The 17,991-nt window shown below is 71.4% G+C and carries 20 protein-coding genes and 5 tRNA genes; 18 read left to right on the top strand and 7 right to left on the bottom strand.

The genetic code is table 11. The features are described 5' to 3' along the window. The first annotated feature begins 28 nt into the window (after positions 1 to 28). From C9F11_RS28960 to C9F11_RS28995, 8 genes are all read left to right on the top strand, one after another. Positions 29 to 805, top strand: a complete 777-nt coding sequence (locus C9F11_RS28960) for a fumarylacetoacetate hydrolase family protein (RefSeq protein ID WP_138962018.1) — start codon at positions 29 to 31, stop codon at positions 803 to 805. After that, positions 798 to 2,276, top strand: coding sequence for a glutamate--tRNA ligase (gltX, locus tag C9F11_RS28965; protein WP_138962019.1), 1,479 nt, complete (start codon positions 798 to 800; stop codon positions 2,274 to 2,276). Before C9F11_RS28960 ends, gltX begins: the two co-directional genes overlap by 8 nt. 127 nt (positions 2,277 to 2,403) lie before the next feature. Continuing rightward, a complete protein-coding gene (locus C9F11_RS28970) occupies positions 2,404 to 3,165 on the top strand; it encodes an HAD family hydrolase (RefSeq protein ID WP_138962020.1) in 762 nt (253 codons plus the stop codon). Between the two features lie 87 nt (positions 3,166 to 3,252). Further along, positions 3,253 to 3,324: transfer RNA gene (locus tag C9F11_RS28975), tRNA-Gln, on the top strand. 21 nt (positions 3,325 to 3,345) lie between these two features. Further along, positions 3,346 to 3,418 (top strand) — tRNA-Glu (locus tag C9F11_RS28980). A 62-nt stretch (positions 3,419 to 3,480) separates the two neighbouring features. Then, positions 3,481 to 3,553 (top strand) — tRNA-Glu (locus C9F11_RS28985). 24 nt (positions 3,554 to 3,577) lie between these two features. Then, positions 3,578 to 3,649: transfer RNA gene (locus C9F11_RS28990), tRNA-Gln, on the top strand. 22 nt (positions 3,650 to 3,671) lie between these two features. After that, positions 3,672 to 3,744, top strand: a tRNA-Glu gene (locus C9F11_RS28995). A 109-nt stretch (positions 3,745 to 3,853) separates the two neighbouring features. Here the strand turns inward: C9F11_RS28995 and C9F11_RS29000 are convergent. Continuing rightward, positions 3,854 to 4,498 (bottom strand): MerR family transcriptional regulator, encoded by a 645-nt coding sequence (locus C9F11_RS29000; RefSeq protein ID WP_138962021.1) that lies wholly within the window; start codon positions 4,496 to 4,498, stop codon positions 3,854 to 3,856. An 86-nt stretch (positions 4,499 to 4,584) separates the two neighbouring features. Between C9F11_RS29000 and C9F11_RS29005 the strand changes: the two genes are divergently transcribed. Next, positions 4,585 to 5,085 carry a DUF4188 domain-containing protein gene (locus C9F11_RS29005; protein ID WP_138962022.1) on the top strand — a complete coding sequence of 167 codons (501 nt, stop codon included), beginning with the start codon at positions 4,585 to 4,587 and terminating at the stop codon, positions 5,083 to 5,085. Between the two features lie 158 nt (positions 5,086 to 5,243). Here the strand turns inward: C9F11_RS29005 and ndgR are convergent, their stop codons facing one another. Next, positions 5,244 to 5,960, bottom strand: coding sequence for an IclR family transcriptional regulator NdgR (ndgR, locus tag C9F11_RS29010; protein ID WP_138962023.1), 717 nt, complete (start codon positions 5,958 to 5,960; stop codon positions 5,244 to 5,246). Positions 5,961 to 6,147: 187 nt separating this feature from the next. Between ndgR and leuC the strand changes: the two genes are divergently transcribed. The 4 genes from leuC (at position 6,148) to C9F11_RS29030 (ending at position 9,547) form a co-directional block, all read left to right on the top strand. Further along, positions 6,148 to 7,572 (top strand): 3-isopropylmalate dehydratase large subunit, encoded by a 1,425-nt coding sequence (gene leuC / locus C9F11_RS29015; protein WP_138962024.1) that lies wholly within the window; start codon positions 6,148 to 6,150, stop codon positions 7,570 to 7,572. Between the two features lie 6 nt (positions 7,573 to 7,578). Next, on the top strand, positions 7,579 to 8,172 hold the full coding sequence (gene leuD / locus C9F11_RS29020) for a 3-isopropylmalate dehydratase small subunit (protein ID WP_138962025.1): 594 nt from the start codon (positions 7,579 to 7,581) through the stop codon (positions 8,170 to 8,172). A gap of 271 nt (positions 8,173 to 8,443) precedes the next feature. Beyond that, positions 8,444 to 8,680 carry a hypothetical protein gene (locus C9F11_RS29025; protein ID WP_138962026.1) on the top strand — a complete coding sequence of 79 codons (237 nt, stop codon included), beginning with the start codon at positions 8,444 to 8,446 and terminating at the stop codon, positions 8,678 to 8,680. 162 nt (positions 8,681 to 8,842) lie between these two features. Beyond that, the gene (locus C9F11_RS29030) at positions 8,843 to 9,547 is read left to right on the top strand and encodes an HU family DNA-binding protein (protein ID WP_138962027.1); all 705 of its coding nucleotides are present in this window, start codon (positions 8,843 to 8,845) and stop codon (positions 9,545 to 9,547) included. A 107-nt stretch (positions 9,548 to 9,654) separates the two neighbouring features. On the opposite strand, the gene C9F11_RS29035 is transcribed toward C9F11_RS29030, so the two are convergent. Together C9F11_RS29035 and cofC are read right to left on the bottom strand one after the other, a co-directional pair. Continuing rightward, positions 9,655 to 9,858, bottom strand: a complete 204-nt coding sequence (locus C9F11_RS29035) for a hypothetical protein (protein WP_138962028.1) — start codon at positions 9,856 to 9,858, stop codon at positions 9,655 to 9,657. Between the two features lie 14 nt (positions 9,859 to 9,872). Next, positions 9,873 to 10,508 (bottom strand): 2-phospho-L-lactate guanylyltransferase, encoded by a 636-nt coding sequence (gene cofC / locus C9F11_RS29040; RefSeq protein WP_138962029.1) that lies wholly within the window; start codon positions 10,506 to 10,508, stop codon positions 9,873 to 9,875. Positions 10,509 to 10,716: 208 nt separating this feature from the next. On the opposite strand from cofC, the gene C9F11_RS29045 reads away from it, so the two are divergent. From C9F11_RS29045 to C9F11_RS29055, 3 genes are all read left to right on the top strand, one after another. Next, positions 10,717 to 11,526 (top strand): lysophospholipid acyltransferase family protein, encoded by an 810-nt coding sequence (locus tag C9F11_RS29045; RefSeq protein ID WP_138962030.1) that lies wholly within the window; start codon positions 10,717 to 10,719, stop codon positions 11,524 to 11,526. After that, positions 11,523 to 12,533, top strand: coding sequence for an NAD(P)H-dependent glycerol-3-phosphate dehydrogenase (locus C9F11_RS29050; protein ID WP_138962031.1), 1,011 nt, complete (start codon positions 11,523 to 11,525; stop codon positions 12,531 to 12,533). Before C9F11_RS29045 ends, C9F11_RS29050 begins: the two co-directional genes overlap by 4 nt. Positions 12,534 to 12,615: 82 nt before the next feature. After that, positions 12,616 to 13,761, top strand: a complete 1,146-nt coding sequence (locus C9F11_RS29055; RefSeq protein ID WP_138962032.1) for a D-alanine--D-alanine ligase family protein — start codon at positions 12,616 to 12,618, stop codon at positions 13,759 to 13,761. Positions 13,762 to 13,912: 151 nt separating this feature from the next. Here C9F11_RS29055 and C9F11_RS29060 read toward each other — a convergent pair whose 3' ends face one another. Then, positions 13,913 to 14,398 (bottom strand): DUF3515 domain-containing protein, encoded by a 486-nt coding sequence (locus C9F11_RS29060; RefSeq protein ID WP_138962033.1) that lies wholly within the window; start codon positions 14,396 to 14,398, stop codon positions 13,913 to 13,915. A gap of 20 nt (positions 14,399 to 14,418) precedes the next feature. After that, positions 14,419 to 14,652 (bottom strand): Lrp/AsnC ligand binding domain-containing protein, encoded by a 234-nt coding sequence (locus tag C9F11_RS29065; RefSeq protein ID WP_016642988.1) that lies wholly within the window; start codon positions 14,650 to 14,652, stop codon positions 14,419 to 14,421. Positions 14,653 to 14,858: 206 nt separating this feature from the next. On the opposite strand from C9F11_RS29065, the gene C9F11_RS29070 reads away from it, so the two are divergent. Together C9F11_RS29070 and thiD are read left to right on the top strand one after the other, a co-directional pair. Continuing rightward, positions 14,859 to 15,827: a thiamine-phosphate kinase gene (locus C9F11_RS29070; RefSeq protein WP_138962034.1), complete on the top strand. Its 969-nt coding sequence runs from the start codon at positions 14,859 to 14,861 to the stop codon at positions 15,825 to 15,827. After that, entirely contained in the window at positions 15,827 to 16,702 is an 876-nt protein-coding gene (thiD, locus tag C9F11_RS29075; RefSeq protein WP_138962035.1) for a bifunctional hydroxymethylpyrimidine kinase/phosphomethylpyrimidine kinase, read from the top strand. The genes C9F11_RS29070 and thiD overlap by 1 nt, the downstream gene beginning before the upstream one ends. Here thiD and C9F11_RS29080 read toward each other — a convergent pair. Then, the gene (locus C9F11_RS29080) at positions 16,645 to 17,934 is read right to left on the bottom strand and encodes an FAD-dependent monooxygenase (RefSeq protein ID WP_138962036.1); all 1,290 of its coding nucleotides are present in this window, start codon (positions 17,932 to 17,934) and stop codon (positions 16,645 to 16,647) included. The genes thiD and C9F11_RS29080 overlap by 58 nt on opposite strands. Positions 17,935 to 17,991: the final 57 nt, after the last annotated feature.

Genomic DNA, 17,991 nt, shown 5'->3' on the forward strand with positions numbered 1-17,991 from the left:
ACCCGCACAAGCAAAGGGCACCGCTCACGTGCGTATCGCCAGGTTCTCCATCGACGGCAACGTCGCCTTCGGCGCGGTCGAGGGCGACAAGCCGGACGAGCTCGTCGTCGACATCATCAAGGGCAGCCCGTACGGCGACTTCGAGCTGAGCGGTGTCAAGGTCCCGCTGAGCAAGGTCCGGCTCCTCGCCCCCGTCATCGGCCACAAGATCGTGGCCTTCGGGCGGAACTACGCGGCGCACGCCAAGGAGCTCGGCCACGAGGTGCCGGAGGCCCCGTTCGCCTTCTTCAAGCCCGCCACCTCGATGATCGGGTCCGGCGACGCCATCCAGTACCCGCCGTTCTCCGAGGAACTGCACCACGAGGCGGAGCTGGCCGTCGTCATCGGCCGCATGTGCCGCGAGGTCCCGCGCGAGCGCGTGAAGGACGTCGTCTTCGGCTACACCTGCGCCAACGACGTCACCGCCCGCGACGTGCAGAAGCGCGAGAAGCAGTGGGCCCGGGCCAAGGGCTTCGACACGTCCTGCCCGCTCGGCCCCTGGGTGGAGACGGAGCTCGACCCGAGCGACCTGACGATCCAGTGCACGGTCAACGGCCAGCAGCGCCAGCTCGGCCGCACCTCCGAGATGGTGCACTCCATCGAGGACCTGGTCGTGAACATCTCCGAGGCCATGACGCTGCTGCCCGGCGACGTCATCCTCACCGGCACCCCCGAGGGGGTTGGCCCCCTCAACGTCGGCGACGAGGTCGCCGTCACCATCGAAGGCATCGGCACTCTCACCAACAAGGTGATCAAGCGTGGCTAACGCGACGAACGTCCGCGTACGTTTCTGTCCCTCCCCGACCGGCAACCCGCACGTGGGCCTGGTCCGCACCGCCCTGTTCAACTGGGCCTACGCCCGGCACAACCAGGGCACCCTGGTCTTCCGCATCGAGGACACGGACGCCGCCCGCGACTCCGAGGAGTCGTACGAGCAGCTCCTGGACTCCATGCGCTGGCTGGGCTTCGACTGGGACGAGGGCCCCGAGGTCGGCGGCCCGCACGCGCCGTACCGCCAGTCGCAGCGCATGGACATCTACCGGGACGTCGCCGAGCAGCTCCTCGCCGCCGGGCACGCCTACCCGTGCTACTGCACCACCGAGGAGCTGGACGCCCGCCGCGAGGCCGCCCGCGCCGTCGGCAAGCCGTCCGGCTACGACGGCCACTGCCGCGACCTCACCGCCGAGCAGAAGCAGGCGTACGAGGCCGAGGGCCGCAGCCACATCGTCCGCTTCCGGATGCCGGACGAGGCCACCACCTTCACCGACCTGGTCCGCGGCGAGATCACCGTCCAGGCCGAGAACGTCACCGACTACGGCATCGTCCGCGCGAACGGCGCCCCGCTGTACACGCTGGTCAACCCGGTCGACGACGCCCTGATGGAGATCACCCACGTCCTGCGCGGCGAGGACCTGCTCTCCTCCACGCCGCGCCAGATCGCGCTCTACAAGGCGCTGATCGAGCTGGGCGTCGCGAAGGAGATCCCGCAGTTCGGCCACCTGCCGTACGTCATGGGCGAGGGCAACAAGAAGCTCTCCAAGCGCGACCCGCAGGCGAGCCTGAACCTCTACCGCGAGCGCGGCTTCCTGCCCGAGGGCCTGCTCAACTACCTCTCCCTGCTCGGCTGGTCCTTCTCCGCCGACCAGGACGTCTTCTCGATCGACGAGATGGTCGCGAAGTTCGACCTCGCCGACGTGAACTCCAACCCGGCCCGCTTCGACCTGAAGAAGGCCGAGGCCATCAACGCCGACCACATCCGCATGCTGGACGTGAAGGCGTTCGCCGCGGCCTGCGAGCCGTGGCTGCGCGCCCCGCACGCCCCGTGGGCGCCCGAGGACTTCGACGCGGCCGTCTGGGAGGCGATCGCCCCGCACGCGCAGACCCGGCTCAAGGTCCTCTCGGAGATCACGGACAACGTCGACTTCCTGTTCCTGCCGGAGCCGGTCTTCGACGAGGCCTCCTGGACCAAGGCCATGAAGGAGGGCTCCGACGCGCTCCTGACCACCGCCCGCGCCAAGCTGGAGGCGGCCGACTGGTCGTCCCCGGAGTCCCTCAAGGAGGCCGTCCTGGCCGCCGGTGAGGAGCACGGCCTCAAGCTCGGCAAGGCCCAGGCGCCCGTCCGCGTCGCCGTCACCGGCCGCACGGTCGGCCTGCCCCTCTTCGAGTCCCTGGAGATCCTCGGCAAGGACCGCGCCCTGGCGCGCATCGACGCGGCGCTGGCGAAGCTCGCCGCGTAGCGCCGTGTGACCCCGCGCACCGGCGCGCGCACGGCGCGTACCGGCCCGCGCGCACGGCCCGTACGGTCCGGACGAAAGGGCCCGGAAGCCATCACGGCTTCCGGGCCCTTTCGCGTACGTTCGGAACATGCCGATCAACGCCGAGGGGCCGCGGCGCGCCGCCGGACCGGTCAAGGCCGTCGTCTGGGACGTCGACGACACCCTCTTCGACTACGCGTCCGCCGATCTGGCGGGCATGCGGGCCCATCTCGCCGCCGAGGACCTCCTCGCCCGCTACGACAGCGCCGATCGCGCCCTGGCCCTGTGGAAGGAGGTCACGGACCGGCACTGGGCCCGCTTCGGCGCCGGCGAGGTGGAGTACTACGCGCAGCGCAGGGACCGCGTCCGCGAGTTCCTCGGCGCCGCCCTCGACGACGCGGAGGCCGACGCCTGGTTCGGCCGCTACCTGGGGCACTACGAGGCCGCCTGGGCCCTCTTCCCGGACACCGTGCCCACCCTGGACGCCCTCGCCGGGGACTACCGCCACGCGGTCCTCTCCAACTCGGCGCTCTCCGTGCAGGAGTACAAGCTCAGCACGCTCGGCGTGCGCGACCGCTTCGAGACCGTCCTGTGCGCCGCCGACCTCGGCGTCGCCAAGCCCGCCCCGGAGGCCTTCCGGGCGGTGTGCGAGGCGCTCGCCCTCGCCCCCGGGGAGATCGCCTACGTCGGCGACGAACCGGACATCGACGCGCGCGGCGCCCGCGACGCGGGCCTGCTCGGCATCTGGCTCGACCGCAACGGCGGCCGGGGGGACGGCCCGTCGGGAGTCCACCGCATCACGAGCCTCACGGAGCTGCCCGCGCTGCTGCGCTCGGATACCCGTTTTGGAGCGCCGTCCACCTTCGGGTAATGTTCTTCCTGCGCCGCCCGAGAGGGCCGAAAGGTCCGGCAGGGAGGCGCAACCGGAACAGAACCCCTCCCGGGGGTTGCGTTCCAGTGGCCTATGGTGTAATTGGCAGCACGACTGATTCTGGTTCAGTTAGTCTTGGTTCGAGTCCAGGTAGGCCAGCTCGCAGAGCTCATCTGCAAAGCCCCCGTTGTGTAGCGGCCTAGCACGCTGCCCTCTCAAGGCAGTAGCGCCGGTTCGAATCCGGTCGGGGGTACAGATCCTTCCCGCGAGGACGGTATGGGTAGCTCCCACCGACCTTGATGCAGGATCGCTAGGGCCCCCGTTGTGTAGCGGCCTAGCACGCCGCCCTCTCAAGGCGGTAGCGCCGGTTCGAATCCGGTCGGGGGTACTGTGGTCTGGTCTAGACCACCCATGGGCTATGGTGTAATTGGCAACACGAAGGTTTCTGGTTCCTTTGTTCTAGGTTCGAGTCCTGGTAGCCCAGCGCAGTACGGCAGTACCAGCTAGCCCCCGTTGTGTAGCGGCCTAGCACGCCGCCCTCTCAAGGCGGTAGCGCCGGTTCGAATCCGGTCGGGGGTACAGAGACCGAAGGGCCTCCACCACGGTGGAGGCCCTTCGGCGTTCCCGGGGCCCGGGCTGGTTCCCGGCTCCCGGGCCGCCGGAGCCCGGCCGTGGGGCCGCGGCACGCCTACTCGATGCCGTACCGCCGCGCCGACTCCTCCTCCTGGGCGAGCCGGTGCAGCGCCCGCAGCACCGGCTCGCACAGCACCGCCGACGCCACCGCCGTCTCGACCCGCTCCGCCTCCGAGCCGTACGTCTCCAGGAAGTCGAGATCCAGCTTCGCCGCCGCGTGCATCAACTCCGCGTACGGCGCCATGCGTTCGGCGTCCCAGCCGTAGCCGAGGCGGTTCAGCGTCGCCACCGCCGCGACCAGGGAGCGGTGCACGGGGGAGAGCTCGGCGAGCTCCCGCGAGGTCTCCCAGCCCAGCCGCCGCAGCAGCAGGTCCACCTCGGCGCGCGCCCCGGCCACGGCGGGGTCGGCCTCGTCCGGCTCCGGGCCCTGCGGCAGCGCCCACAGCGCCGCGCCCATGCGGATCGTGCGCCCCAGGGAGTCGTCGTCGACGTGCGCGAGGACCTCCTTGGCCGTCGCCACCGGCACCCGGCCCACCTGGATGAGCGCCCGCACCAGACGCAGCCTGCGCAGATGCCCGTCGTCGTACGCCGCAGTCGTCGCGTTGACCTGACGGCCGGGCGGCAACAGGCCCTCGCGCAGGTAGTACTTGATCGTCGCGGTGGACACACCGCTGCGCTCGCTCAGCTCGGCCAGCCGCATCTCTTGCGCCTCCCATCGGGTAGTGGCACTATCCAAGCACGAGCCGGTCGGATAGTGCCGCTCACCAACACATCTCAGGGGGAGCCATGCCGGGCAGGTCCGTCACCGCGGGACGCACCACCGCCGACGCCCACGGGGAGGTGGTGGTCCTCCTGATCGGCATGCGCGTCAACCACTTCTGGGCCGTGCACCACTGGGGGCCGGTGTTCCTCGCGATGGTCCGCATGCTGCGCGAGCTGGGCCGGGACAAGAGCCAGGGGCTGCTGCGGCACGTCCTGCTCACCGCGTCGCCCCGGACGTACTACGTCGTCCAGTACTGGGAGTCCAAGGAGCGGCTGTACGCGTACGCGCACTCGCCGCGGATGTTCCACCACAAGGCCTGGGCGATCGCCAACCGCAAGGAGCGGGAGGGGAAGGTGCGGCAGCACGTGGGCCTGTGGCACGAGACATACATCGTGCCGGAGGGCGCGTACGAGGCGATCTACATGGACATGCCCGCCTTCGGCCTCGCGGCGGCGCACGGGCAGGTGCCGGTGGAGCGGCGCGGACGGCAGGCGAAGGACCGGCTCGCGTACCGGTCGGGCTGACGGCGCGCTGAAATGCTGCCGACGTGCGTAAAGGCTGCCGACGTGCGTGAAGGCTGACGGCGCCCGGAAGCGCCGACGGCGTTCCGAAAAGGGGAGAGGGCCCGCCGCGGCGTTGGGGCGGGCCCTCTCCCTGAGGTCGTACGACGGTCTCGCGCGGCTCAGTTGGTGCGGCGCAGGGCCTCGGAGAGGCGGCCGGCCGCGTCGATGACGGCCTGGGCGTGCATGCGGCCCGGGTGCCGGGTCAGGCGCTCGATGGGGCCCGAGACGGAGACCGCGGCCACCACGCGGTTCGACGGCCCCCGCACCGGCGCGGACACCGAGGCGACGCCCGGCTCCCGCTCGCCGATCGACTGGGCCCAGCCCCTGCGGCGCACCCCGGACAGGGCCGTCGCCGTGAAGCGCGCGCCCTGCAGGCCCCGGTGCAGCCGCTCCGGCTCCTCCCAGGCCATCAGGATCTGCGCGGACGAGCCCGCCTTCATGGTGAGCGTCGAGCCGACCGGGACGGTGTCCCTGAGGCCCGAGAGGCGCTCGGCCGCCGCCACACAGATGCGCATGTCGCCCTGGCGGCGATACAGCTGGGCGCTCTCGCCCGTGACGTCGCGCAGATGCGTGAGCACCGGGCCCGCCGTGGCGAGCAGCCGGTCCTCGCCCGCCGCCGCGGCCAGCTCGGCCAGGCGCGGGCCGAGGATGAACCGGCCCTGCATGTCCCGCGCCACCATCCGGTGGTGTTCCAGAGCCACGGCGAGCCGGTGCGCCGTGGGTCGTGCGAGTCCGGTGGCCGCGACCAGTCCCGCGAGGGTGGCCGGACCGGACTCCAGAGCGCCCAGGACAAGGGCTGCCTTGTCCAGGACGCCTACGCCGCTAGAGTTGTCCATGAAACGATACTTGCGTCTCACTCTGTGAAACGCAAGTTCAAAATTCCCAGGAACCCGCCACCCTGGAGGAGCGATCCGCCGACCAACGGATACGCGACCGACGTCCGGCATGCGCGAAGAGGGGGCCGGCGGCGGCGAACTCATTCTCTAGTTGGGCCGGCGCACGACGCCGGTCGGAGGGAAAGCGATGGGTAGGACACTCGCGGAGAAGGTCTGGGACGACCACGTCGTCCGGCGCGCCGAAGGCGAGCCCGACCTCCTCTTCATCGATCTGCACCTGCTGCACGAGGTGACCAGCCCGCAGGCCTTCGACGGCCTCCGGCAGGCGGGTCGCAAGGTGCGGCGGCTCGACCTCACCATCGCGACCGAGGACCACAACACCCCCACCCTCGACATCGACAAGCCCATCGCGGACCCGGTCTCGCGCGCCCAGCTGGAGACCCTGCGCAAGAACTGCGCCGAGTTCGGGGTGCGCCTGCACCCGCTGGGCGACGTCGAGCAGGGCGTCGTCCACGTGGTGGGACCGCAGCTGGGCCTGACCCAGCCCGGCACCACGGTGGTCTGCGGCGACTCCCACACCTCCACCCACGGCGCCTTCGGCGCCCTCGCGTTCGGCATCGGCACCTCCCAGGTCGAGCACGTGCTCGCCACCCAGACCCTGCCGATGGCGCGCCCCAAGACGATGGCCATCACCGTCGACGGCGAACTGCCCGAGGGCGTCACGGCCAAGGACCTCATCCTGGCCATCATCGCGAAGATCGGCACCGGTGGCGGCCAGGGCTACGTCATCGAGTACCGCGGCTCCGCCATCGAGGGGCTGTCGATGGAAGCCCGCATGACCATCTGCAACATGTCCATCGAGGCGGGCGCCCGCGCCGGCATGATCGCCCCGGACGAGACGACCTTCGCCTACATCCAGGGCCGCGCCCACGCCCCGCAGGGCGAGGACTGGGACGCCGCCGTGGCGTACTGGAAGACCCTGCGGAGCGACGACGACGCCGTCTTCGACGCCGAGGTCCGCATCGACGCCGCCTCCCTGGCGCCGTTCGTCACCTGGGGCACCAACCCGGGCCAGGGCCTGCCGCTGTCCGCGAGCGTCCCCGACCCGGCTTCGTACGAGGACGCTTCGGAGCGCCTCGCCGCCGAAAAGGCCCTGGAGTACATGGGGTTGACCGCCGGACAGCGGCTGCGGGACATCGAGGTCGACACCGTCTTCGTAGGCTCCTGCACCAACGGGCGCATCGAGGACCTGCGCTCGGCGGCCGCCGTGATCGAGGGGCGCAAAGTCGCCGCCGGCGTACGGATGCTGGTCGTGCCCGGCTCGGTGCGGGTCGCCCTGCAGGCCGTCGACGAGGGCCTGGACAAGGTCTTCACCGCGGCCGGCGCCGAATGGCGGCACGCGGGCTGCTCGATGTGCCTGGGCATGAACCCCGACCAACTCGCGCCCGGCGAGCGCTCCGCCTCCACCTCCAACCGCAACTTCGAGGGCAGGCAGGGCAAGGGCGGCCGCACCCATCTGGTGTCGCCCCAGGTGGCCGCCGCCACCGCGGTGACCGGCCGTCTGGCCGCGCCCGCCGACCTCACCGACACCCCCGCGACCGCCGGAGTCTGATCAGCCATGGAAGCCTTCACCACCCACACCGGCCGGGCCGTCCCGCTGCGCCGCAGCAATGTGGACACCGACCAGATCATCCCCGCCCACTGGCTGAAGAAGGTCACCCGCGACGGCTTCGAGGACGGGCTCTTCGAGGCCTGGCGCAAGAGCGACGACTTCGTCCTCAACCTGCCGGAGCGCCGGGGAGCCACCGTCCTGGTCGCGGGCCCCGACTTCGGTACCGGATCCTCCCGCGAGCACGCCGTCTGGGCGCTCCAGAACTACGGCTTCAAGACCGTCATCTCCTCCCGCTTCGCCGACATCTTCCGGGGCAACTCGCTCAAGAACGGGCTGCTCACGGTGGTCCTTGAGCAGGAGACCGTGGACGCCCTGTGGGCCCTGACGGAGGCCGATCCCGAGGTCGAGATCACCGTTGACCTGCGGGATCGCCAGGTTCGGGCCCCCGGGGTCACGGCGGACTTCGAGCTCGACGAGAACGCCCGCTGGCGGCTGCTCAACGGCCTGGACGACATCAGCATCACGCTCCAGAACGAGGCGGACATCGCGGCCTACGAAGCCCTCCGCCCCACCCACAAGCCGAGCACCGCGCGGGTCTGACACCCCCTCGCCGGCGGCCGCGCGGGCCGCGACCCACCCGATGTACCCCCAATCGTGGACGGTTGGGGGTACATCCGTGTCCGGCCCCTTTCCGGTCCCCTTTGACCCCTGATGACCTGAACGGGTGGTCTCAACTGCCTTGAAGCGAAGGGAAGAAGAGGCTGGAAATCCCCTTGCACACAGTGGGTGCGGGTATCCTCAGGAAGGCGCCGGGCGGGGGTAGTTACCCCCTGCGGAGGCGACAACTCGCCCCAGATGGCACAATCGGTGCATGGGACGCGACGACCAACTCGAGCTCTACGGACTCGTCGCGGACCGGCTGAAGGAAGCGCACTCCCGAGTGCGCGCACTGCAAGTCCCGGAGGGCGTACGGATGGCGCTGACCCGGAAGCTGCTGGTCATTACGGCCGCGGCCAAACACGATCTCGCCGATGCGGCAAGGCGTCTGGAGCGATTGATGGCGTACCTCGACGAGGGCGACGAGGGCCGAATCCCCGAAGACGACTGATCGTCAAGCCTCAACGGACCTTCGAGGAACTCCTCGAGAGTCCAGAACGTTGCGGCACAAGGGTGATTAGCCCGTTTCGTGTTTGATTTGCGGTATATATCTGCCTAACGTGCGAAAAAGCCTGGCGCATTCGCTTCAGGCAATGTCTCCGAAGGGGAAGACGTGAACAAGGCGCAGCTCGTAGAAGCGATTGCCGACAAGGTCGGTGGCCGGCAGCAGGCCGCCGACGCCGTGGACGCGGTCCTGGACGCCATCGTCCGTGCCGTGGTCGGCGGAGACCGGGTTTCGGTCACCGGCTTCGGCTCGTTCGAGAAGGTCGACCGCCCGGCCCGGTACGCCCGCAACCCGCAGACCGGGGAGCGCGTGCGGGTCAAGAAGACCTCGGTGCCGCGCTTCCGCGCGGGCCAGGGCTTCAAGGACCTGGTGAGCGGCTCGAAGAAGCTCCCGAAGAACGACGTCGCGGTCAAGAAGGCGCCGAAGGGCAGCCTCTCGGGTGGCACTTCCACCCGTACGACGGTCAAGAAGGCCGCCGCGAAGAAGGCCACCACCGCCAAGAAGGCGACGGCGGCGAAGAAGGCCACGACGGCCAAGAAGGCGACGGCCACGAAGAAGGCCACCACGGCCAAGAAGGCCACGACGGCCAAGAAGGCGACGGCCACGAAGAAGGCCGCCACCGCCAAGAAGGCGGCCCCGGCGAAGAAGGCCGCCACGGCCAAGAAGGCGGCCCCGGCGAAGAAGGCCACCACCGCCAAGAAGGCCGCGGCGAAGAAGGCCCCCGCCAAGAAGGCCACGGCCAAGAAGGCGCCCGCCAAGAAGTCCACGGCGCGCAAGACCACCGCCAAGAAGACCACTGCCCGCAAGCGCTAAGGGCACTGGGGTACTCACGCGCCGGGCCGGGCTCCCGCTGGGGAGCCCGGCCCGCGGCGCGTGCGCGGCGGTGAACGTATACGAAGTGCGGCGTCCCGGGCCCCGGCTCAGAACGTCTGGAGCGTGACCAGCGTGATCCGGCGGGCCTCGCCCTCGCCGGTCGTCTCGATCCGCACCCGCTGCCCCGCGCGCAGCAGGCGCAGCCCGCCCGCGTCGAAGGCCGGAGCGTCGAAGGGCACCGGAGTGCCGTCGTCGAGCAGCACGCTGCCGGTGCGGGTGTCGGAGTCGTAGGTGTACGCGGTGGCCTGCATGAGCAGAAGCGTACTCAGTCCGGGATGAGCAGCCCGGCCGCCGCCGCGGCCGTGCGCGGGCCCACGCCGAGCGCGAGCGCGACCCGCAGGTCGCCGCCGGTGTCCACGTCCTGGCGTACGGAATCCACGTCGGCGAGCGACAGTTCCACGGCCCCCGACGCCGTGTGCCGGGCCCGGGAATCCGGGCCGAAAAGGGGCCGCAATTCCGTGCCGGGGGATCCGGACAGGAGCGTGGTGCCGATTCCCGCGGCATCGGGGAGAAACGCGCGGGGAAAAGTGGCGGCGAGGTCGAGGGCGCGGGTCAATTCGGCGGGGCGCAGGGCGGGCAGATCGGCGTTCAGGGCCGCCACGGGTGCCTCGGGCCGGGCCGCGCGGACCACCGCGGTGCCGTGTTCGAGGGCGGCGTTGAGGCCCGTTCCCGGAGTGTCGGGGGCGATGCGGGCGCCGAGTGCGGCCAGTTCACGGCCCGCCCGGACGTCATCAGTGACGACCACCACATCCCTTACCGCGGCGCTGGCGAGCGCGGCCGCCACCGTGTCCTCGGCGAAGGCCAGGGCGAGCGCGGGCCGCAGCCCCTCGCCCGCGGCGGGAGTGAGTCTGCTCTTGGCCCGTGCCAGGGGTTTGAGCGGTATCACCAGGGTCCAGTGCACGGGCGCTCCGTCCTTCCAGTCGCGCCCATTGTGGCCTGCCAGGAGCGCGGCGCCAGGGGCTGGGGTCGACGAAATGGCCGGTCAGCGGGGTGCCGGAGCGGCGTGGAGGCGGTGGCCGCGGACGGGTGGGCGTACGGTGTTCTCGACAGGACGGCAGCCTGGAGCGACACTTGTGCGGCCGACCAGGCTCATGGAGGAAGGTGTCCGAGTGTCCCGCCGCAGAATCGGCTTCTGGTACCGCCTGGCGGCCGTGATCTGTAAACCGCCGCTGCTGGTTCTGTTCAAGCGGGACTGGCGGGGAATGCAGAACATCCCGGCCGACGGCGGTTTTATCACCGCCGTGAACCACAATTCGTATCTGGACCCGTTGGTCTACGCCCACTTTCAGTACAACACCGGGCGGGTCCCGCGTTTCCTCGCCAAGCACGGCCTCTTCAAGAAGGGGTTCGTCGGGGCGGTCATGCGCGGCACGGGGCAGATCCCGGTCTACCGCGAGACCACCAACGCGCTCAGCGCCTTCCGGGCCGCGATCGACGCCGTCGAGCGCGGCGAATGCGTCGCCTTCTACCCCGAGGGCACCCTCACCCGCGACCCCGACCTGTGGCCCATGACGGGCAAGACGGGTGTCGCGCGCGTGGCCCTCCAGACGAGGCGCCCGGTCATCCCCATCGCCCAGTGGGGCGCCAACCACGTCCTGCCGCCGTACGCCAAGAAGCCCCGGCTCCTTCCGCGCAAGACGCACCGGGTCCTCGTCGGCGAGCCGGTGGACCTGGCGCGCTTCTACGACAAGGAGATGACCCCCGACCTCCTGAAGGAGGCCACGGAGGCCATCATGACGGACATCACCGCCCTCCTGGAGGAACTGCGCGGCGAGAAGGCCCCGCACAAGCGCTACGACCCGCGGGAGGCGCGGATCGCGCAGCGGCGCAAGGCCCGGGGCGCCGACGCCGGGCAGAGCCCCAGCGGCCTTACGGAGCAGGGCAGTTCACAGCAGGGCAGTGCGGAGGAGAGCAAGTGACCCGATCCCTGAAGGCCGCCGTCTTCGGCTCCGGCTCGTGGGGGACGGCCTTCGGCATGGTCCTCGCCGACGCGGGCTGCGACGTCACCCTGTGGGGCCGCCGCGCCGCACTCGCCGACGCGGTCAACTCCACCCGCACGAACCCGGACTACCTCCCCGGCGTCGAACTGCCGCGGAACCTGCGCGCCACCACCGACGCCGCCGAGGCCGCCGACGGCGCGGACTTCACCGTGCTCGCCGTGCCCTCGCAGACGCTGCGCGACAACCTCGCCGCCTGGACGCCGCTGCTCGCGCCCGACACCGTCCTCGTCTCCCTGATGAAGGGCGTCGAACTCGGCTCCGCCATGCGGATGAGCGAGGTCATCGAGGACGTCACCAAGGCCGCCGCCGAGCGCGTCGCGGTCGTCACCGGGCCCAACCTCGCCCGTGAGATCGCCGCCCGGCAGCCCGCCGCGTCCGTCGTCGCCTGCCGCGACGAAGCCGTGGCCCAGCGGCTCCAGGCCGCCTGCCACACCCCGTACTTCCGGCCGTACACCAACACCGACGTGGTCGGCTGCGAGCTCGGCGGCGCCGTGAAGAACGTCATCGGCCTCGCCGTGGGCATCGCCGACGGCATGGGCCTCGGTGACAACACCAAGGGCTCCCTCATCACGCGCGGGCTCGCCGAGACCACCCGGCTCGGCCTCGCGATGGGCGCGGACCCGCTGACCTTCGCCGGGCTCGCGGGCCTCGGCGACCTGGTGGCCACCTGCTCCTCGCCGCTGTCGCGCAACCACACCTTCGGCACCAACCTCGGCAGGGGCATGACCCTGGAGGAGACCATCGCGGTCACCAAGCAGACCGCCGAGGGCGTCAAGTCCTGCGAGTCCGTGCTCGACCTGGCCCGCAGGCACGGCGTCGACATGCCCATCACGGAGACCGTCGTGGGCATCGTGCACGAGGGCACCCCGCCGATGGTCGCGCTCAAGGAGCTGATGGCGCGCAGCGCGAAGTCGGAGCGCCGCTGAGGCACCCGGCCCGCCCGGCTGACCCGCAGGTCACCGGTGGCACACTGACTCCGCCGGGGCCAGCGGGTACGCTCAACGCGATATGAGCAGCGAGAACCTCCCCCAGAGCCCCCGCAAGCCGCGCGTCGCCGTCGTGTTCGGCGGCCGCAGCTCGGAGCACGGCATCTCCGTCGTCACCGCCGGTGCCGTCCTGCGTGCCATCGACCGCAGCAAGTACGAGGTGCTGCCGATCGGCATCACGACGGACGGCCGCTGGGCGCTGACCGCCGACGAGCCGGAGCGGATGGCCATCACCGACCGCAAGGTGCCCAACGTCGCCGACCTGGCCGAGTCCGCCGACGGCGGCGTCGTCCTGCCCGTCGACCCGGGCAACCGCGAGGTCGTCTACAGCGAGCCCGGCTCCGTGCCCAAGGCGCTCGGCGAGGTGGACGTCGTCTTCCCGATGCTGCACGGCCCCTACGGAGAGGACGGCACCCTCCAGGGCCTGCTCGAACTGTCCGGCGTGCCCTACGTGGGCGCGGGCGTGCTCGCCTCGGCCGTCGGCCAGGACAAGGAGTACATGAAGCGCGTCTTCACCTCCTTCGGCCTGCCCGTCGGCCCGTACCTGGTGATCCGGCCGCGCGAGTGGGAGAGCGACGAGAAGGCCGCCCGGGCGCGGATCGCGGACTTCGCGGGCGAGCACGGCTGGCCCCTGTTCATCAAGCCCGCACGCGCGGGCTCCTCGATCGGCATCACCAAGGTCGATTCCTTCGAAGGGCTCGACGAGGCGATCGCGGAGGCCCAGCGCCACGACCCGAAGATCATCGTGGAGGCACTGCTCCGCGGCCGCGAGATCGAGTGCGGCGTCCTGGAGTTCGAGGACGGCCCGCGCGCCAGCGTGCCCGCCGAGATCCCGCCGGTGCAGGCGCACGACTACTACGACTTCGAGGCGAAGTACATCGACTCGACGCCCGGCATCGTGCCCGCCCCGCTGACGCCCGAGGAGACCGCCGAGGTCCAGCGGCTCGCGGTCGAGGCCTTCGAGGCGACCTCCTGCGAGGGCTTGGTGCGCGCCGACTTCTTCCTCACCGAGGACGGCCGGTTCGTGATCAACGAGATCAACACGATGCCCGGCTTCACGCCGATCTCCATGTACCCGCAGATGTGGGAGAAGAGCGGGGTCTCCTACGAGGAGCTCGTGGACCGGCTCATCCAGGCGGCGCTGCGGCGCTCCACGGGGCTGCGCTAGCGCGCGGCGTCGGGGGCGGTCTGCCTCTCAGGGCGACTGCGGGCCGGTTGTGGCTGGTCGCGCCCACGCGGCGGAGCCGCACATCGACCCGGCCCCGCGCCCCTTCGGGGCGCTCCTGTACCGGGCGCCTTCCCGTATCGGAGTGCCCTTGCTAAGCGATTCCTTCCGGGATCGACTTCTTGACGGGGACGGCGAAGTCCGTGAGCGGGCTCACGCCGTCCCCCGTCCGCTGCTCGGGGATGGTCACCTCGACGTAGGCCTTGCGCAGCGTCGTGGTGAAGCGGAACGAGCCGTCCGTCCGCTTCTCGAGCAGCCAGCCCACGCCGTTCACGGTCACGCCGTCGGCTTCGGGATCGTTCATCTTCGCCGGTCGCGGCACCCCGCAGCGCAGTATGATCGCCGGGTCCCCCCACCCCGCGGTGAGCGGCGACGCGGGCTTCGGGTCACGCCGGTCGAGCCCGTCCACCTCGCGCGGCAGTCGCTCGTCCAAGTTCCGGCACAGCTCGGTGACGCCGGCGCCCGGCGAGGGAACCGCGGCCGTCCCCCCGTCGTCCGTTGAGGAGCAGCCCGCGCATGCGATCAGCAGTGCGAGGGCGGGCGGCCCGAGCGGGAGGCGGAGCCGGCGGGAAACGTTCACCGGCCAAGGGTAGACGGGGGCTACAAGTGCACGACCGGGCAGGTCAGGGTGCGGGTGATGCCGTCCACTTGCTGGACCTTGGCGACCACCATGCGGCCGAGTTCGTCCACCGTGTCCGCCTGGGCGCGCACGATGACATCGTAGGGACCGGTCACGTCCTCGGCCTGGATCACTCCCGGGATCTTGCCGATCAGCTCGGCGACGGTCGACGCCTTGCCGACCTCGGTCTGGATCAGGATGTACGCCTGTACCACGGAACCTCCAGGGCGGCCACGAGGATCATGTGGGGAGAAGGGACGCCACGGTACCGCGTCGCCGCTCGTCACGGGGAGACCCGGGGGAGCCGCGCCGCGCACATCACGGCGGACGGACAACAGAGGTTGACGGTCACGTCGACCGTACCGACGACAGGGACGGCTCGCGACCGCAAGCGGACCGCGGCAGAAGGAGCAGCACGCGCATGAAGGGCACCGTCGGCGAGTTGGGGGAGTTCGGGCTCATCAAGGAGCTCACCTCGCGGCTCACCTCCACTCCGGCCGTACGCCTCGGCCCCGGTGACGACGCCGCGGTCGTGGCCGCCCCGGACCGCAGGGTCGTGGCGAGCACCGACATCCTCCTGGAGGGCCGGCACTTCCGCCGCGACTGGTCCACGGCGTACGACGTGGGCCGCAAGGCCGCCGCCCAGAACCTCGCGGACATCGCCGCCATGGGCGCCGTGCCGACCGCGATCCTGCTCGGTCTCGTCGTCCCCGCCGAGCTCCCCGCGAGCTGGCCCACCGAGCTCATGGACGGCCTGCGCGACGAGTGCCAGGTGGCGGGCGCAGCCGTCGTCGGCGGCGACGTCGTGCGCGGCGACACCATCACCGTCTCGATCACTGCCCTCGGCGATCTGCGCAACCACGAACCCGTCACGCGCGCGGGCGCGCAGCCCGGCGACACGGTCGCCGTCACGGGCTGGCTCGGCTGGTCCGCCGCGGGCCACGCGGTGCTCTCCCGGGGCTTCCGCTCGCCGCGCGCCTTCGTGGAGGCCCACCGCAGGCCCGAACCGCCGTACCACGCGGGCCCCGCGGCCGCCGGGCTCGGCGCCACCGCCATGACGGACGTCAGCGACGGCCTGATCGCCGACCTCGGCCACATCGCGGAGGCCAGCAAGGTGCGCATCGACGTCCGCTCCGGCGACGTGGACGTGCCCTCGCAGATGAACGACATCGCCCAGGCGGTCGGCATCGACCCGCTCCAGTGGGTGCTCAACGGCGGCGAGGACCACGCGATCGTCGCCACGTTCCCGTCCGACGTGAAGCTGCCCGCCCGCTGGAAGGTCATCGGCGAGGTCCTCAACCCCTCGGCGATGCCGCAGGTGACCGTGGACGGCGCGCCGTGGACCAGCAAGGGCTGGGACCACTTCGGGGACAACGGAGGCCACGACTGATGGCGCCGCCGAGCGAGCCCCAGGGGGAGCCGCCGGGGCAGCCGGGCCTCGCGCCGCCCCGGGTGCTGACCGTCGCGGGCTCCGACTCCGGCGGCGGGGCCGGGATCCAGGCCGACCTGAAGACCATGCTCGCGCTCGGCACCCACGGCATGAGCGTGCTCACCGCCGTGACCGCGCAGAACTCCCTGGGCGTCCAGGGCGCCTGGGAGCTGCCGGTCGAGGCGGTCCGCGCCCAGTACCGCAGCGTCGTCGACGACATCGGCGTCCAGGCCGTGAAGACCGGCATGCTGGCCTCGGCCGAACTGGTCGAGGCGGTCGCCGAGTTGCTCGCGGGCACCGACGCCCCGGCCGTCGTCGACCCCGTCGGCGTGTCCAAGCACGGCGACGCGCTGCTCGCCGCCTCCGCCCTCGACTCCGTGCGCACGAAGCTGCTCCCCGTCGCCACGGTCGCCACACCGAACCTGGACGAAGTGGCGCAACTCACGGGCCTGCGCGTCGAGTCCGAGGAGGACATGCGGCGGGCCGCCGCGGCCCTCCTCGCGTACGGGCCCCGGTGGGTGGTCGTCAAGGGCGGCCATCTGCCCGGCGGCCAGGACGCCGTGGACCTGCTCACCGACGGCTCCGAGGAGCACTGGCTGCGGTCCGCGCGCCATGACAACCGCCACACGCACGGCACCGGCTGCACCCTCGCCAGCGCGATCGCCGCCCACCTCGCCAAGGGCCGCTCCGTGCCCGAGGCCGCGCGGGCCGCCAAGGAGTACGTCACCGGGGCGATCGCCGCCGGGTTCGCGCTCGGCGGCGGCATCGGCCCCGTGGATCACGCCTGGCGGTTCCGGGACGGCCCGGTTGCCGCGGAGGACCGGGGCAGGTCGTAAGCGGGGTCTCCTATGCCGATGGGGTACTCCTTGACCTCGACGGCGTCGGCGGCCTTCTCCGCGAGGCGCTCGAAGACGCCCGCGAGGAGGCGAGAGCCGAGCATCCGGTAGACCAGGTTGCGGGTGCGGATCCTGTTCTCGGTGGGGGGCGCGAGGAACGGCCCCGGGGCGCCCGGAACCATCCGGCGGCCCTTCGCGCGGTCGCGGACCTCCGCCTCGTACGCCGCGAAGGCCCTGGCGTGGTTCCCGCGCGCGGCCGCCAGCTCGCCCGCGAGGACGTACGCGCACACCAGGGCCGTCCCCGCGCCCGTGCCGCCCGTCGTCGCGCCGAACCCGGCGTCTCCCAGGAGCACGACGCGCCCCTGGGACAGCCGGTCGACGTGGACCTGGGCGATCGCCTCGAAGGACAGCTCGTCGGTGTCCTCCAGGGCGTCGAGGGCGTGCCGCGTGTGCTTCCAGGGCAGATCCGCGAACGTCTCGGCGAGGAGCGCCTTCTGCCCCGCGACGTCGTCGCGGTCATAGGCGAGCTGCTGCGAACGGAACACCAGGAACGCGCCGCCCCCCACCGGGCTGCCGTCGTGGTTGCTGATGCCGACCGCGCGTCCTGGCACGCTGCAGATCCGCGACGAGCGGTGCAGGCCCAGCACGTTGGGCATGGCGAACCCCGCCGCGTAGTACCCGAGGTGCCGCAGATGGCGCGACTCGTCGCCGAAGACGAGACGGCGCGTGGGGGAGTGCAGACCGTCCGCGCAGGCCAGGAGGCCGAAGCGGCGCGGCGCGCCCCGGTCGAAGGTCACGTCGATGCCGTCGAAGTCCTCCTGGAGGTGCGCGACGCAGTCCCCGAAGACGTACTCGACACGGTCCTTCGTCCGCTCGTACATGATCTGTGAGAGGGCGCCGCGGCAGATCTCCACGTCGCCGCTCATCAGGAACGCGGGCAGATCCACCCTCTCCTTGTCGTCGACGCCGACGATCGTGCGGCGGCCCATGTGCGTCCCGTGGCGGCGCACGTCGTCCCAGAGGCCCATGCGCTCCAGGGCGGTGCGGTGCGCGCGGCCCCGGAAGCCGACCGCGAAGCCGCCCCCGCGCAGCGCGGCGGCCTCCTCCACGACGGTGACGCGGGCGCCGTAGCGGGCCAGCCGGAGCGCGAGCGCCATGCCCGCGACGCTCGCGCCGGAGACGAGGACGGAGAGGCGGGAGAGAGGCCCGGGGGAGTGTGCTGTGTTCGTCATGGCAGGAGCTTCGAGGGGATGCCTTACCGATGGCTGACCATCGGCCGACAGGGGCTT

Origin of the sequence: Streptomyces sp. YIM 121038, assembly GCF_006088715.1 — a bacterium.
GTDB lineage: Bacteria > Actinomycetota > Actinomycetes > Streptomycetales > Streptomycetaceae > Streptomyces.